Raw genomic sequence first — 16,317 nt, 5'->3', positions numbered from 1 at the left:
TTCAGTTATTAAGTAATGATAATTGTTCATTAATTTTTTTAGCAATTATTTGTATAAAGTCAAGATATCTTATTCGTAATTTACCGAATAATTAAGGTTAAAAGCCTCTCCTTTAAAGGATAAAAAAGAAAAAAAATCATGCTCCGTGTCATATCAAATCCGGTTAAATAACCTCACAATCAATAGCTTACAATTCTGATTATAAGGTTATTGGATATATGTGCAATTAGGCGGATTTGATATCAATCCTCTTCTTTTCAAGGAGAGATAATAATTAATAATTAATAATTAATTGTTGAACTACTTTCTACTCTCTGCTTTCAAGAAGATGTAGCAAAAATGCGTGATATTTGGGTATAAGATTCCACACTTCAACTGCTGTGTCTACAATTGCTTGAAGTTATCAGACACGAAGTGGCTTGTCAAAGACTACCTCAATCAACTTTTTCCTTCTTCAATAAATTTAATGAGTTAAATCATAGCTTTCAAAATTTATGTAGAGACTATATAGCAATCAGGAATAAGTTGTGAGAGTTGAGTTGTTCCTTAAAAGTATAAAGTATAGCAGTTATCATATTCAGATGATAGATTTTTTTTCTTCTTCCCTGTTCCCTGTTTCCTAAAATTTGCCAATATCTCACAACTTAAATTATATTATATTACTATATATTCATATTTCTTAAATATAAACACTATATTTAAACCCTCTTTCTTTAATAATTTATTCTTTAAAATATGGCTAAATCAGACCAAAATCAAGTCCTACGAATGTTACCTATAATAGTAGGAGGATTAGGTGGAACTTTACTCATGGTTAATCGATTTTTCACCCCTAATCTTTTAGCTTCCCAAGCTCGTTCTGATGTTGTAGGAGTAATTTTAAGCGCTTTTTTAATTTTAACTGGTTTACTTTGGCAACAGATACAACCACGTTCTCCTGATACTGTTGAATTAATTGGTGAATCAGGATTTGAACTATTGCCAGAATTATCTGACATAGCAAAAAATGAACTTGCCTGGGCTTCTAGTTTATTATTAACTAATACAGTTACTAAAACTATTATTATTTGGTATCAAAACAAAGTCTTATTAAAAAGAGGAATGTTACCATCTCACTCACAAGTAGAACCGGGAGCTATTTTCAAGCAAGTTTTGAATAAACAAAAACCTATTTATTTAGTAGATTTAAAAGTTTATCCGGGTCGTATTGAATTTAATTATTTACCAGAAAATACTCAAGGTGTCATTTGTCAACCTATTGGTAAGAATGGTGTAATTATCTTAGGTGCAAATTCCCCTCGCAGTTATACGAAACAAGATGAAAATTGGATTTCAGGAATAGCAGAGAAATTGACAGATACTTTATTGAGAGAAATTAACTAGAATCAATAATACAGGTTAATTTTTTTGATTTTAATTAATTTGATTTTAATTAATATGTTAATGGTAATTATTTATTGGCTTCTTATAATAGTTATGTTGGTCGGTGTTGCTGGTGCTGTAATTCCAGGTTTGCCAGGTTCTAGTTTGATTTTAGCAGCGATTTTAGTTTGGAGCTTTATTCAAAATTTTACTGGAGTGGGTTGGGCATTAGGAATGGCGATCGCCGTTCTGGTTTTGAGTACTTTGATAGATTTTCTAGCTACTTATTGGGGAGCAAAACAGTCAGGTGCTAGCAAATGGGGACAAATAGGTTGTTTCGTTGGTCTGGCACTAGGTTTTTTTGGTCTATTACCAGCTTTACCATTTGGCGGACCTTTATTAGGGATGTTGATTGGACCTTTTTTCGGAGCAGTTGTTGGAGAATTTTTATATCGTCAAGATTTAGAGTTTATTCAGAGGGCTAAATTATCTGTAAAAGCTGGAATAGGTATAGTGGTCGGGACAGTTGTGGGAAATATAATTCAAGGAATTTTAGCGATCGCCACTGTGATAGTTTTTCTTGTTTCCACTTGGCCGACCATTAACAGTTAGTGGTTAAAAAGAATAAACTCTGCCAGTGGGAGAAATATAAACTGATTTATGGTCAGTTGCTTCTGAACCTGGTTTAACTCTCACCGTAACTGTATTACCCTCTGCACTATATTCATAAGTAAGTAAACTGTGATTATATATATTTACTGTGCCATAACCGTCAGGTATACTTTGCAAGTCAACTCTGATATTTTTACTTCTTCCTGCGGGCAAAATTCTTTCTACTTCTGGAATTAAGTTATAGTTGAGAGCTTTTCCAGTCTGATTTAAAATCTTTAGTATAATTGGTTGTTTTGAATCTGCTGCTTGAGCTTCTGGTTGCCAATATCCAGGTACATAAGTAGGAGCATTTTGAGATAAAACTTCTTTGGGATAAATTATTAAGCTTGAAGTTATTAATAATGTTGTGATTAGAGCAAATTTTTTCATTTTTCCTCTTGTTGTAATTTACAAAAAATCTAATACTTAATACTCCAAAATTTTTGCTTCGGTTATTTGTGAGGTAGTCTTAACAGCAATTTTCAGTATTGTAAGGTACTTTCGTGTCAAGCTGAAAATGGTGTATTAAATTTTTGAGTATAATTCTTGCTTTGACTAAGGTTTGGAGAATTTTCCTAAAACACTATTTCAAGCTTGACGCGCTAGTACGGTTTAAATAATAACAGCAGATTCCATTTTAGTGAGGTACACCCGTCGCGGGCAAGATGCCCGCACTACAAATATTTAATTGTTAACCTCTGTACTTCATATACCACCGAATCTGCTGTATCTCTGTCACCATCTCGAGTATTCTCTAAATTATTAAAACTTTGTACCTGCAAGACTCGAAAACTGCTGGATATAATCAATATATAGCCAGGGCTATTTCATTCTAAACTGTGCCATTTTATGTATTGACGAAACCACGTTATTTACAGCTTTAGAAAATTTATCTTTCGCTGTCTGAAAATCAATAAATTCATTGTCATTTTCTAGAATGAAATGACCCTGATATATAGCTGTGCAAAATAAACTTTATAGTTGAAATTGGCAAAAAGGGAACGGCAGAATATGTAATTAATTTTGTCTCAGTACTTAGTAATCTTAAACCCTCCATCAAATATCTATCTAAACAATTTTTCTGCATTGCCGGAAAGACAAATGTTCTCAATTTTTATTGAAGCAAGGAAAATCTTTACCAAGAGATTTCATCAGATCGAAAATTTGAAAGTCTTATTTATTTTCCTGCTTATCTAGTCCCTGATTCCCAGAAATTTTACCTATTAACTCAAATAAAATTTCTATATAGCAGTCGAAGTAAAGATGAGGATATATCAAAAGCTGAAAATTCAGACCACGCCAGATTTTTCCTTCTACCTTCTGCTATAAAAGTAGTAACCTTGAAAACTCTACGACTAGATTAACTAATTGAGAATTAGGATAGTAGCTAGAAAAGACTACTTGCAGAAAATAGAAGAGCTAGTAGCTAATAATCAAAAAATATTACTAATTACCAATAGCCAATTTAAGAGCTTGCATAAACTTTCTGATAATAAGCTTGATATTCTTCAGATAATAATGGCTCCCACCAATTTCGGTTATTCAAAAACCATTCTACTGTCTGACGCAACCCCTCTTCAACAGTTACTGAAGGTTGCCAACCTAACTCAGCTTTAATCTTTGTTGCATCAATAGCATAACGTCGGTCATGGCCTGGTCTATCCTTAACAAAAGTAATTAACTTTTCACAAGGTTGCACTGGTAAATCAGTTCCTAATTCATCCATAATTTGACACAACATTCGCACCAAATCAAGATTTTTAACCTCATTATTTCCACCAATATTATAAGTTTCTCCAGGTTTACCTTTGTGAATTACCGTATCTAATGCCCGACAATGATCTATCACATACAACCAATCTCTAATATTTTGCCCATCACCATAAACTGGCAATTGTTTTCCTAGTAAAATATTGATGCACATCAGGGGAATTAACTTCTCTGGAAAATGATAGGGTCCGTAGTTATTAGAACAATTAGTAATAACTGTCGGGATACCGTAAGTATGATAATAAGCTCTAGCCAGATGGTCACTTCCTGCTTTCGATGCAGAATAGGGACTATTTGGCGCATAAGGTGTGGTTTCTGTAAAGGCAGAATCTTCTGAGCTTAAACTACCGTAGACTTCATCAGTCGAAACATGGAGAAATATACACCTACGATCTGGATTTTGGGCAACAGTGGAATAATGACTTCTGAATGCCTCTAACAAAGTAAAAGTACCCACAACATTAGTTTGAACAAAAGCTGCCGGGCCAAGAATAGACCGATCCACATGAGATTCTGCGGCAAAGTGGGCTACTGTATCTATATCCTCTTCCTGGAGTAAGCTATCTACTAACGAGCGATCGCAAATATCTCCCTGGACAAAACGGAAATTTGGTAACTCTAGTAAATCAGCTAAAGTCTCCTTATTACCAGCGTAAGTCAGAGCATCCAATACAACTACTCGATGATTAGGATAGGTTTCACACCAATAATGGACAAAATTAGAACCTATAAATCCAGCACCCCCGGTCACCAATAATCTACTTTCCATAATTATCATCTCCTGAGAGCTTCTAATTCCAATTAAGTATCTATGCTAGATTAATTTAACATTTTGTCGAGCTATGTATGGAAGAAGAACTCGAATGTAGTGACCTAAGGCAGGTATCCAAACTTGTCGAAGTCTATTTTAAATTGCGAATATATATAGCTACGGTCTTCAGGGGTCAACTCAACACTTCTAGAAGCCGATTTATTTTCAAATTTTAGTTTACAACTTATTCCTAAATCTTGGCATAATTTCGGCCATTCAGACTCAATTTCTTCTAACTTAATGACCCGATCGACTATAAGGTTCTGGTGATCGCGGTCTGATAGCCATGTCCATTGAGTGCGAAAGGAATTATCCTTCATAAGAAAAGGATGGCGAATAAACTCAGAAAAGTTGGCAGTATCTAAATAAGCTTTGATATCAGGCCATTTCAGTAGCCAGAGAGTATTTTTAAAGTATTGACTATTAACTTTAGCACCCAAATATTTAATTTGAGATTTAATGCGCTGGGGAATATGAGCTAATGTTTCTTTGTTTGAATGGTGTAAAATTCCTGTGCCAAAAAAACTAGATAATTTTTTTTCGCTATAGGTATAGATAGAAACAATTCTGCGATAGGGATTTCTGACAACACCAAATGTGAAAAATTGCTCCCACTTTTCCTTTCCGACTAAATCTTGGATTTCTATCCCTAAGGAATGTTTACTTACGCCAAATTGTTTTTGATAAATCTGTAGTAATTTCTCACCATATTTAGTTCCACCTATAACAATGTCGTTATACTTCAGATGTTCTTCTAGAGATAGTGCTACGCTAGTTCCTCCATTTTTGGGAATATGAATAAAGATAAATTTATCATTCTCAGAAATAATCATTTGGCTAATCTCTATCGACGATAAATTTTGGGTTGCACATTATGGAATGATATTGCCAAAAATTAGTTTAGACTTTGACTAAAAATAACCATTAATTAATCATTCTGGCAATTGATTAATCCACAATCCAATTCAATCAAAAATCTCAAATCATTCGTCGCTGTGCAACGCCATAAATTTTAGTAAGCTAAGAATCATTTAGATTCTATATTCCCCGATCCAGTGTTCCCTTTGATAAAAATCGGATATATGGTTTAAATGCAAAACAACTTAACTATAAGGGATTATCAGTAAAAATTTATTCTGATAAGTAGTAATATGATTGAGTTTAGCTTATATTTTTTGGTGTAAGGAAAATAATTGTGAGTCAACAAGAAATTTTAACACGAGCAAAACAAGGAGACCCTAAAGCGATCGCTTTTCTGGTCAATCAAGCATTAACAACTATTGGAGTTAAAGCTAGGGTTAGTATTCAGAAAAATAATCTGCATCTTCTACTGGAAAGCTCTCAACTTCCAGATCGCCAAGTTTGTATTAGAGTCATTCATCAAGGAATGCAACGTCTAAACGCATCGTCGATTGATTTTGTCAATATTTATGGGCGAAGATTAGGTAACACTATCCCTGAGTGGACAGAAGTTATTGAATTACACAGACCTAGTATATACCATCCAGCGGGAGTAGGGACAATTTGGTGGCAATCAGAAAATACAAATTCTTCCCAAGAATCTCTTGAAACTACCCTACCTTCCCTATCTCAACAGGTGGAATTAAATACTCCAGAAATAGTTAAGACTAATCCAGAGTTTGGTCAAAGTGAAGATAAAAATGTAGATTTTTCTCCAGTTAATCTCAACCGACCTGTGAGAAAAAGAAATAATCGCTCTAGGGCAAAAAAAGTATTTTCTTCTGATGATAGTTCTTGGCAATTTTTACCTCAGAAAAATCAAGCTTTTTGGCTATTATTAAGCACTGTTGGCATAGCATTAATTCCTGTATCAAATTTAGTTTTCAACTCTAATAATTACAAGCTACCTGAAATTATTTCAAATATTTCTCGACCGCAACAAAAATCTCAGTCAAGTTCTTCAATAGTAGAAGTTAGTAAGTCAGAAATATCAACTGTAGCTACTCCTCAAATTGTACAAATTCAAAATCAACTTAATTTATCACAGGTTTCTGAGTTTGTTTTATCATCTATTAAATCTCCAATTAATCCTGATACTAGAATTACTATTAAAGCAGTGGGAGATATTATCCCCGGGACTAATTATCCTAAGAATAAATTACACCCTAAAAAACAAAAGTTATTTGCATCAGTTAAACCTTTGCTACAAGATGCAGATATTGTTTTTGGAAATTTTGAAAGTACCTTAACAAGTTATCCAAGAAGTGGCAAAAAAATGGGGAGTGGTAGGGTATTTGCTTTTAGAACACCACCGAATTATAGATATTTATTGAAAGATGCTGGTTTCGATGTTTTGAGTGTGGCAAATAATCATTCTTTCGATTTTTTAAAGCAAGGGTTTGAAGATACAATTACCAATATTCAAAATGCTGGTATGCAAGCTGTTGGGAAAAAGGGAGAAATTGTTTATCGTCAAGTGAAAGGGATTAATATAGCGTTTATTGCTTTTAGTAATTATAGTTATCATAATTCTATGCTTGACTTAGAGTCTGCAAAAAAACTTGTTCGAGAAGCAGATGAAAATGCAGATATTATTGTTATTTCTGTTCATGCTGGTGCAGAGGGAACTAGGGCGTTGAGAATTAAGAATAAGACTGAATATTTTTTTGGTGAAAATCGAGGTAATAAAATATTATTTTCCCATACGTTAATAGATGAAGGTGCAGATTTAATTTTGGCTCATGGTCCTCATGTGCCTAGAGCAATGGAGGTTTATCAAGGGAAGTTAATTGCTTATTCTCTTGGTAATTTTATGGGATATCGCACTTTGTCTAGCAAAGCTCAGTTGGGATATTCTTTGGTATTAGAAGTAGATATTAATCCTAGAGGGGATTTTGTTTCTGGTAAAATTTTGCCTGTTCATTTGAATAGTAAGGGTATTCCTTATCCTGATAAGTATGGTCGGAGTATTAAGTTAATTCAGCAGCTTACAAAAAAAGATTTTCCGAAGACAATTTTAGAAATTGATGGGGAAGGGAAATTAAAAGTTAAAAGTTAAAAGTTAAAGGTTAAAAATTGAGGTAATAACTGGTACTCCTTCTCGGAAAATTCCTGAAGATGAGCGATCGCCTTTTAGTAGGAAAATTGTGTTGAATAAAAAGTCATGCGTATGGGCGAGCAGCCCCTTATAGTTATTATGATATCACAAAAATTCTGGGGATGTAACTGAAAATTGAGGCGCGTTTCAGGAGTTTCACACAATGAAAATGTGGTTGACTTTGTACTGAGGAATGATGGAGGGAAAAACAAGTATTTTTTTTAAAGCTCCACAAGATGACAATACTTCTGACACTGTTTCTAGGAAAATTCCTGAAGATGAGCGATCGCCTTTTAGCAGAAAATTGTGTTGAATAAAAAGTCATACGTATTGGCAATAAACCCCTTATAGTTGTTATAATATCACAAAAATTGTGGGGATGCAACGGAAAATACTTTGAGACGCGTTTTTTGGATCTCCACAAAATGAAAATGTGGGTGGCTTTGCACTGAGGGGTGATGGAGGGAAAAATAAGTATTTGCTGAAAGCTCCACAAGATGACAATATTTCTGGCACTGCTTCTAAGAAAATTCCTAAAGATGAGCGATCGCCTTTTAGCAGGGAAATTTGGTTGAATAAATTGAATCAAATTTTTATTTCTGAAGTCAAGATGTGTTGAATAATCATTTCCTGCACATCAAACAAACTAACTTCAGGATTAATCGACTCTCGACAAATAGTCAAAAACTTATCCCTAGCCAAACAAAACTTTTGATTATTCTCCGACTGTTTAGCAATTAAATCTCGTAAACTTTTTAAAATAGTAGGTAAGTCTGCCTGAAAAGTAGTAATAGCCTCGCGAAAATCCTTAACTTCCGGGCGAACATAATTAATAAAAGCATTAATAATTCCATAGTCAAAAATTAAAAGCCAAAAGTGATATTTTCAGTACTTAAAGCCTCTACTCTAGTAAGCATTCAGCTATTAGCGGTCAGCTATAAGCTTTTTAATGAATGAAGCAAGCATTCGTTTAATTTCTACTACATTATTAACTAGAGATTCGTACTCTGAAGCTTTGATAAAATTGCTTTTTTTTCCTTTAAATGTAATAAAGCTGATAGCTGATTGCTGTTTGCGCAGCATTCCGCAGGAAATGCTTACCTACTCTAAAGTAATTTAACTTCATTAGTTACTAACTATTTGTGAAATTAGCTATGATACTTAAAATTAACAATGCCAAAAAATTTATGTAAGTTATTTTTAAATATACCAGTTTCAAAAAATAAGTATTTTTGTAAAATAAACAGTGTATTTTGAATAGACAAGGAGTACCCAAAAAGCTACAGACAAATCAAAGTGTAACTCAATAAACATCTCCAGAAAAGAAGGAGTAGGGAGTAGGAGGAAAGAATCGATCATTTATGTGCGATAATTAATTTTATTTTCTATTATTGGAGATGTCTAATAGTAAAAACACAAAAAAAATTAATGGGGTTTTCGCCTCTTACCTAACTCTTGACTAATAACTAATAGCAATCACCGAATCAGATGTAAGAATTTTATTGCTTCTGTGTTCCCTATTCCCTATTCCCTGTTCCCTGTGCCCTATTCCCTAAAAATCTACAATATCTCACAACTCAAATAAGATTTATAAATATTTAAAATTAAAAAATTAATGATTAAAAAAAATATAGAGCGAAAAGTCCTGAATAATGGCATAGTCTTCATCACAACAGAAAATAAGACAGCGGATATTATTTCAGCCAAAATATTCTTACGAATAGGTAGTCGTTATGAACCCAGAGAACAGGCAGGAATCTCTCACTTATTAGCAGCAGTATTAACCAAAGGGACAGAAAAATTATCCTCTCTAGATATAGCCCATAAAGTTGAATCAGTAGGAGCAAGACTAGGTACAGATACAACCACAGATTATTTCTTACTGAGCATAAAAACAGTATCTACAGATTTTGCAGATATATTTCAATTATCAGGAGAAATAATCAGATATCCATCATTTCCAGAAACAGAAATTGAACTAGAAAAACGAATTACTATTCAAAGTATTCGCTCTCAATTAGAACAACCCTTTACTGTAGCATTCTCTCAATTACGAGAAATGATGTATCAAAATCATCCTTATGCTTTATCAACTTTAGGTACAGAAAAAACAGTTTCTCAAATTACCCGCACCGATCTTCAAGAATTTCATCAAACTCACTTCCGTCCAGATAATATAATCATATCTATAGTAGGTAATATTACAAATGCCAAAGCAATTAATTTAGTTGAACAAACATTAGGAGATTGGCAACAACCAGAAACACCCCCGATAACTTTAAACTTACCAAGTATAACTCCCCAACCATCAAAAGCAACAACATACCAAGAAACTCAACAATCAATTATTATGCTTGGTTATTTAGCCGCAAATGTTAACAGTTCTGACTATGCTCCTCTCAAATTAATTAATACTTATTTGGGTAATGGTTTATCAAGTCGCTTATTTGTTGAACTGAGAGAAAAACGAGGTTTAGCTTATGATATATCTGCTTTTTATCCTACCCGTCTAGATATCTCCAACTTTACAGTTTATATAGGAACCGCTGCAGAAAATACAGCGATCGCTAAAGCAGGATTAAGAGAAGAAGTGGAGCGCTTAGTGAATAACCAACTTAGCTCAGAAGAATTACAAGTCTCCAAAAACAAATTATTAGGTCAATATGCTTTAGGTAAACAAACAAACTCACAAATTGCTCAAATTTTAGGATGGTATGAAATTTTAGGTTTGGGTATAGAATTTGACGCTAAATTTCAAGAAAATCTGACAATGGTAACTACTGCTGAGGCACAAGAAGTTGCTAGTAAGTATTTCATTGAACCCTATATTTCAATTGTTGGACCAGAATAAAATGTAAGCATTCAGCGGTCAGCTATCAGCTATCAGCTATGAGTTATTAGCTCATTATCGCACCTAAGCTGGAATTATACCATTTCTCAAAAACTTTTCTACATTTTGTTGAGTAATGGAGTGGGGAGTGGGGAGTAGTCAAAAAAAACTGATGAACTGTGGTAAACTTAACAATGTTAATATAGAACCTAAAATAAAAACTCGGTGTGCCCAAATCAGAACGTAAAATTCTCCTAGATTTTGAAAAGCCTCTAGCAGAATTAGAAAACCGTATAAATCAGATTCGCGAACTAGCTAAAGACTGTAGTAGTGTAGATGTCTCTGAGCAAATTAGCCAACTAGAAGCAAAAGCAACTCAACTACGTCAAGAAATCTTTAATGGTCTTTCCCCTGTACAGAAACTACAGTTGGCCCGCCACCCAAGGCGACCAAGCACTCTGGATTATATCCAAGCTATTTGTGATGAGTGGATCGAGTTACATGGCGATCGTGGTGGTAGTGACGATCCAGCAATAGTAGGAGGCTTGGCCAGGATAGATGGAAGGCCAATTATAATTATTGGTCATCAAAAAGGACGAGATACGAAAGATAATGTAGCCCGTAATTTCGGTATGGCCTCAGCAGGAGGGTACCGCAAAGCAATGAGGTTAATGGAACATGGCAATAGCTTTGGAATGCCAATCTTGACATTTATCGATACTCCTGGTGCATGGCCAGGTATAGAAGCTGAAAAAATGGGACAAGGAGAAGCGATAGCATACAATTTACGAGCAATGTTTCATCTGGATGTACCAATAATTTGTACGGTGATTGGAGAAGGTGGTTCAGGTGGAGCGTTAGGGATTGGAGTGGGCGATCGCCTACTAATGTTAGAACATTCTGTATATACAGTTGCTAGTCCTGAAGCTTGTGCAGCAATTCTCTGGAAAGATGCCGGTAAAGCTTCTCAAGCAGCAGATGCTTTAAAAATAACCTCTTGGGATTTAAAAAATATAGGGATTATCGATCATGTCATTCCAGAACCAAATGGTGGGGCTCATGCTAACCCATTACAGGCAGCAGAAAACCTCAAAAAGGCCATAGTTAGCAATATAGAAGAATTAACTAAGATCAGCAGTCAGGAACGCCGAAAACAACGTTATCAAAAGTTCCGTTCCATAGGAGTATTTTTGGAAACTTAATAACTGAAATTGATTTTGTCTTCTAGTAAACCGCTTCGTGGAAGTCAAAAGTCACAAATTATTATCCCATTAATCAAATCAATTGGCATGAATAAAAGCTTTATTTTTCTATGGATGAATCTCTTGTCTCTATATCCAGTTAATTTTTTTGATTAAATCCAAAAGATGGATAAGAAAGACGATTTATTAGTGACTTATTATTTCTACTCTAGGAATATTCAACAGATGATCTACACAATAAAATGTAATTTAATGAAGTAATGAGAAATTAGTATGCTTTTAATAAATTGATTTTAGGTTATACTAGAAATTAAGTTATAGTGTCAACCCTAATTAAGATAAAGTAAACGGTTATTAAAATAACCTCAGTAGTTTTTAATCTATACTCTAGCTAGGGAAATATTGCTCTCATAACTCTCAAACATTTGATCTGGCAAAATTAATAAAATTCAATAGAATCTAGATATTTTTTTTCTTTCATTGTTTTTAAATTTATTCAAGCAATCTTAATTAACCATGCACGACTGACTTTCTGGCATAATTATTAAAGTAGTGAGTATGGTTTCGTTAATGACCAAGTATTTTCACAAAAAGGGGATCTACTGTGTCCAGTCAATTTTGCTTCATAGCTCCTTATGAAATAATAACAAGAAAAGAAATAACTACTTAGTTAGTATTACAGCCAATTCTCCCTGGGTTGATCGATACCCCTATCTAGGGTCAAGAAACTTATTGGAATTGAGCTTAACTATTTCACCATGATAACATCCTAAAATAGAAATAGTTGCGGAGAATTCTTAATACTTTCCTGATACCAACTTAGACTGTAATTTACTTACTTCTATGATAAGTAATAACTTGTGAAAATAGATTCTTGCTCGGTGTCACACTTACAGCAGAGAAATTGAAAATTTCCCATTCTCATAGTTCATTGCTAATTAATAACTAAAACTGATTACCACCAATGAACAGAGAGCTGTGATCTAAGCTAAATGGCCTAGCAAAAGTTAGGTCAAGATACAACTTGCTTTTTTTTTAATCTGATCCGGATCTATTATGACTCAAACTTTTTCCAACGCTTCCAATAACACAATTAGCACCAATGGTGTTAAAACTTCTACAAATGGTATTTCTCACCGACCTGACCGCAGCTCCTCATCTAATGGTCAACCGATTAAACAACAACCTCCTGCTACAGAGACCAATGAAGCAATGATGGAGGCAGTACGAACAATGTTACTATCAGTAGGAGAAAACCCTGAACGAGAAGGCTTACTCAAAACTCCTAAGCGGGTTGCAGAAGCAATGCGATTCCTCACTCAAGGCTATAATCAATCCCTTGAAGAAATTGTCAATAATGCCATTTTTGACGAAGGTCATAACGAAATGGTTCTAGTTAGAGATATCAATCTTTTTAGTCTTTGTGAACATCATATGTTACCATTTATGGGAAAAGCTCATGTAGCTTATATTCCCAATCAAAAAGTAGTAGGTCTTAGTAAGCTAGCTCGGATTGTGGAAATGTATTCCCGTAGATTGCAAGTTCAGGAGCGACTCAACCGTCAAATTGCTGAGGCAATTCAACAAGTTTTAGAACCAAAAGGTGTTGCAGTTGTCATAGAAGCTACTCATACCTCTATGGTAATGCGAGGAGTACAAAAACCTGGGTCTTGGACTGTTACCAGTGCTATGCTTGGTTTATTTGAAGAAGATCAGAAAGTTAGAGAGGAATACCTGAGCTTAATTCGCCATCAACCTGCATTCTTTTAACTAGCTAGTGTCGCTACGCGGAATTTAAAAGTCAGCGGAAGTCAAAAGTCAAAAGTCAAAAGTCAAGAGTATTGATTGGTAAGGCTTTTAGGATTTTGTAACTGGTTAGTTATTTCTGCCATCCTGCACTACTAACTGAATACCCTGGGAATAAGGAAGCAACTTTTCTTATTTCCCTCTTCTTTTCAACAATAATTATGTATAGAAAAGTAGGGGAAAAAGCTAAGAGTTAAAGCAAATATAGCAATATGATTTTAGTTGTGAGATATTGGATACTTTTGTTTTAGGTATGGAGAGAATAGGAAATAGGTATGGAGGGAAGAAACGAATACATAAGAATAAGATAACTACTATATTCTATGCTTTAAAGGAATACCTCAATTCTCACATCTGATTCCTGATTGCTATAATTAAACAAACAAATCTATATATTAAAGAGATTTATGGTATGGCTAAACCAATAAAATTTGGAACAGATGGCTGGCGCGGTGTTATAGCTGATGATTTTACTTTTGAACGGGTTTCTTTAGTAGCTCCAATCGCAGCGCGAATTTTAGAGAAAAATTATGCTGATTCTACGAATAATAGTAAAACAGTAATTGTTGGTTATGATCGTAGGTTTATGGCCGAAGAATTTGCCCAAGTTGCTGCTGAAGCTATTCAAAATGTAGGGTTTGATGTGCTATTAACAGATACTTATGCTCCTACTCCAGCTTTTAGTTGGGCAGCATTTGAAAAACAAGCTCTTGGGGCAATCGTAATGACTGCTAGTCATAATCCAGGAAAATATTTAGGGTTAAAAGTAAAGGGTGCTTTTGGTGGGTCAGTTCCTCCAGAAATTACACAACAAATAGAAGAATTATTAACAGTTGAAGTAGAAAAAGATAGGCTTCAGGGGAGCAAAATAGAAAGTTTTAATCCTTGGCCTAGTTATTGTGAAACTCTACAAAAAATGGTAGATATTAACAACATTAAGTCTGCTATTAATGAGGGAAAATTAAAAGTTTTTGCAGATGTAATGCACGGTGCTGCTGCTGGAGGGTTGCAAAAGATACTGGGAGTGGAAATTCAAGAGGTTAATGGTAATCGCGACCCTTTATTTGATGGTGGTGCCCCTGAACCTTTGCCTCGCTATTTGAGTAAACTTTTTAAGGAAATGAAAAGTTATCGAGCAGCAAATCAGGGAAGTTTATCCATTGGATTAGTGTTTGATGGAGATAGCGATCGCATTGCTGCTGTGGATGGTGAGGGTAATTTTCTCAGCTCCCAAATTTTAATTCCTATTCTGATAGAACATCTGACAACTAGGCATGGGTTTAGTGGGGAAGTTGTAAAGACTATTAGTGGTTCGGATCTATTTCCCAAGGTGGCACAATTATATAATATGCCAATTTTTGAAACTCCCATTGGTTATAAATATATTGCCGACCGGATGTTGTCAACTCAGGTGCTTGTGGGTGGAGAAGAGTCTGGGGGTATTGGTTATGGTACTCATATTCCGGAAAGGGATGCTTTATTATCAGCACTCTATTTGTTAGAAGCAGTGGTAATGTCTGGTGAAGATTTAAGTGCAATTTACGGCAAACTTCAAGAAAAAACAGGTTTTAGTTCTGTTTATGACAGGATAGATTTACCTTTGCCTAATATGGAGGTGCGATCGCGTTTGTTGGAGCAGTTACAAAGTTATCCTTTGACGGAGGTTGCCGGACAAAAAGTGGTTGATTGTTTGACTATAGATGGGTATAAGTTGCGGTTAGCTGATGGTCGTTGGTTATTGATTCGGTTTAGTGGTACTGAACCTGTTTTGCGGCTTTATTGTGAAGGTGCGGATATGCAGCAGGTTAAGCAGACTTTGGAATGGGCTAAAAATTGGGCTAACAGTATTGCTTGATTTATGCAAAGTTGCAAATGAATCCTGTAGTTTTGATGTCTAGCACTTTACTGAAGTCAGAAGTCAGAAGTCAGAAGTTCAATTCTGGCGTTGCTTAGTGGTAATGATTTTTAGATTAAGTATCATATCAGGGTAAAACATAAGTTGTTCAATTTTACCGAAAAATTGTGGTCTGAGGCCTCCCCTTTTAAGGGGATAAAAAGCGGTCGATCTTCGGATCTTCCCGTAGGATGGAATGGCGTTTGCTACCGCAAAGCTTTCCGTTCCGGAATGCTACCGCAAACGCTAACAGGGGAGCGGGTCTGCAAGAACGGGTCTCCTCCCTGACCGACCATCGACCAACAGAAAAGATAATATTCCAGATTTAAAGCCTTCTGATTGCAGAGGTACTGTTAGCGTAGCTCCTCGAGAAGAGACTAACTGATAACTGAAATTACCTTCAACTACTTACTATTACATTTGAGCAACTGCTAGACAAGGACTTGGCCACAGATACACGGATGATTAATCTGCATTCTGTGAAGCTCTAAAAAAAACGGCAAGGATTTTCCTCTTGCATCCTCAAAAAAATCGTGATACAATTTAACCATTGTGTCTAATTCTCCCAGGGCAAACGCATCTCGTCAATAAACTAGGGGTAATTATCAATAAACCGGGTTTTATTGCGCTTGTTGACAATAGACTTTCAACATATAGTGTCTATAAAATCAAATAAACACTACATATAGGGAACGGCAAAATAAGATGCGTTTGCCCTGCTAATTCTCCCCTATACATGACTTTTTATTCAACCGAAAAACACAATTTCGCCACTGAATACTTATGGAAGGGAAACTTACACCATCAAAGCAGAGAAAATAATCATCCTGCGAAGCACTCAGGAAAGAAGTAGCGATCGCAAAATTTGCCCGCCCCATCAACACATCCATATATTTACTCATGTAGAAGTAATGTAGCTACCACACTTGCTCC

Annotated in this window: 12 protein-coding genes; 8 read left to right on the top strand and 4 right to left on the bottom strand. The window is 35.0% G+C overall.

Annotated features, from left to right (window positions below; all coding sequences use genetic code 11):
- Window positions 1–735 precede the first annotated feature (735 nt).
- Window positions 736–1,383 (top strand): cofactor assembly of complex C subunit B, encoded by a 648-nt coding sequence (locus F6K06_RS09850; RefSeq protein ID WP_124146529.1) that lies wholly within the window; start codon window positions 736–738, stop codon window positions 1,381–1,383.
- Between the two features lie 60 nt (window positions 1,384–1,443).
- A complete protein-coding gene (locus F6K06_RS09845; RefSeq protein WP_287240943.1) occupies window positions 1,444–1,974 on the top strand; it encodes a DUF456 domain-containing protein in 531 nt (176 codons plus the stop codon).
- A 3-nt stretch (window positions 1,975–1,977) separates the two neighbouring features.
- Here F6K06_RS09845 and F6K06_RS09840 read toward each other — a convergent pair whose 3' ends face one another.
- From F6K06_RS09840 to F6K06_RS09830, 3 genes are all read right to left on the bottom strand, one after another.
- Window positions 1,978–2,403, bottom strand: coding sequence for a hypothetical protein (locus tag F6K06_RS09840; RefSeq protein ID WP_124147697.1), 426 nt, complete (start codon window positions 2,401–2,403; stop codon window positions 1,978–1,980).
- A 1,075-nt stretch (window positions 2,404–3,478) separates the two neighbouring features.
- The gene (rfbB, locus tag F6K06_RS09835; protein WP_124147696.1) at window positions 3,479–4,552 is read right to left on the bottom strand and encodes a dTDP-glucose 4,6-dehydratase; all 1,074 of its coding nucleotides are present in this window, start codon (window positions 4,550–4,552) and stop codon (window positions 3,479–3,481) included.
- Between the two features lie 104 nt (window positions 4,553–4,656).
- Window positions 4,657–5,427 carry a sulfotransferase family 2 domain-containing protein gene (locus F6K06_RS09830; protein WP_287240865.1) on the bottom strand — a complete coding sequence of 257 codons (771 nt, stop codon included), beginning with the start codon at window positions 5,425–5,427 and terminating at the stop codon, window positions 4,657–4,659.
- A gap of 362 nt (window positions 5,428–5,789) precedes the next feature.
- Between F6K06_RS09830 and F6K06_RS09825 the strand changes: the two genes are divergently transcribed.
- The 6 genes from F6K06_RS09825 to F6K06_RS09800 all read left to right on the top strand — a co-directional run bounded on the left by F6K06_RS09825 (window position 5,790) and on the right by F6K06_RS09800 (window position 15,345).
- Window positions 5,790–7,613: a CapA family protein gene (locus F6K06_RS09825; protein WP_124147694.1), complete on the top strand. Its 1,824-nt coding sequence runs from the start codon at window positions 5,790–5,792 to the stop codon at window positions 7,611–7,613.
- 472 nt (window positions 7,614–8,085) lie between these two features.
- Window positions 8,086–8,271, top strand: a complete 186-nt coding sequence (locus tag F6K06_RS09820) for a hypothetical protein (protein WP_124147693.1) — start codon at window positions 8,086–8,088, stop codon at window positions 8,269–8,271.
- A 996-nt stretch (window positions 8,272–9,267) separates the two neighbouring features.
- Entirely contained in the window at window positions 9,268–10,503 is a 1,236-nt protein-coding gene (locus F6K06_RS09815; RefSeq protein WP_192901223.1) for a pitrilysin family protein, read from the top strand.
- A 206-nt stretch (window positions 10,504–10,709) separates the two neighbouring features.
- Window positions 10,710–11,684: an acetyl-CoA carboxylase carboxyltransferase subunit alpha gene (locus tag F6K06_RS09810; RefSeq protein ID WP_124147692.1), complete on the top strand. Its 975-nt coding sequence runs from the start codon at window positions 10,710–10,712 to the stop codon at window positions 11,682–11,684.
- A gap of 1,056 nt (window positions 11,685–12,740) precedes the next feature.
- On the top strand, window positions 12,741–13,454 hold the full coding sequence (folE, locus tag F6K06_RS09805; RefSeq protein ID WP_124147691.1) for a GTP cyclohydrolase I FolE: 714 nt from the start codon (window positions 12,741–12,743) through the stop codon (window positions 13,452–13,454).
- 448 nt (window positions 13,455–13,902) lie between these two features.
- Window positions 13,903–15,345: a phosphoglucomutase/phosphomannomutase family protein gene (locus F6K06_RS09800; RefSeq protein WP_124147690.1), complete on the top strand. Its 1,443-nt coding sequence runs from the start codon at window positions 13,903–13,905 to the stop codon at window positions 15,343–15,345.
- 758 nt (window positions 15,346–16,103) lie between these two features.
- Here F6K06_RS09800 and F6K06_RS09795 read toward each other — a convergent pair.
- Window positions 16,104–16,286 (bottom strand): hypothetical protein, encoded by a 183-nt coding sequence (locus tag F6K06_RS09795; protein ID WP_287240871.1) that lies wholly within the window; start codon window positions 16,284–16,286, stop codon window positions 16,104–16,106.
- Between the last annotated feature and the right edge of the window lie 31 nt (window positions 16,287–16,317).

This window comes from Okeania sp. SIO1H4 (assembly GCF_010672695.1).
GTDB classification, from domain to species: domain Bacteria; phylum Cyanobacteriota; class Cyanobacteriia; order Cyanobacteriales; family Microcoleaceae; genus Okeania; species Okeania hirsuta.
This window is presented reverse-complemented; position numbering and strand designations above follow the sequence as displayed.

Bases quoted from the DNA above. Each gene is read 5' to 3' on its own strand.
- F6K06_RS09850 (WP_124146529.1), top strand. From the start codon at position 736: ATGGCTAAATCAGACCAAAATCAAGTCCTACGAATGTTACCTATAATA.
- F6K06_RS09845 (WP_287240943.1), top strand. From the start codon at position 1,444: ATGGTAATTATTTATTGGCTTCTTATAATAGTTATGTTGGTCGGTGTT.
- F6K06_RS09840 (WP_124147697.1), bottom strand. From the start codon at position 2,403: ATGAAAAAATTTGCTCTAATCACAACATTATTAATAACTTCAAGCTTA.
- rfbB (WP_124147696.1), bottom strand. From the start codon at position 4,552: ATGGAAAGTAGATTATTGGTGACCGGGGGTGCTGGATTTATAGGTTCT.
- F6K06_RS09830 (WP_287240865.1), bottom strand. From the start codon at position 5,427: ATGATTATTTCTGAGAATGATAAATTTATCTTTATTCATATTCCCAAA.
- F6K06_RS09815 (WP_192901223.1), top strand. From the start codon at position 9,268: ATGATTAAAAAAAATATAGAGCGAAAAGTCCTGAATAATGGCATAGTC.
- folE (WP_124147691.1), top strand. From the start codon at position 12,741: ATGACTCAAACTTTTTCCAACGCTTCCAATAACACAATTAGCACCAAT.
- F6K06_RS09800 (WP_124147690.1), top strand. From the start codon at position 13,903: ATGGCTAAACCAATAAAATTTGGAACAGATGGCTGGCGCGGTGTTATA.
- F6K06_RS09795 (WP_287240871.1), bottom strand. From the start codon at position 16,286: ATGAGTAAATATATGGATGTGTTGATGGGGCGGGCAAATTTTGCGATC.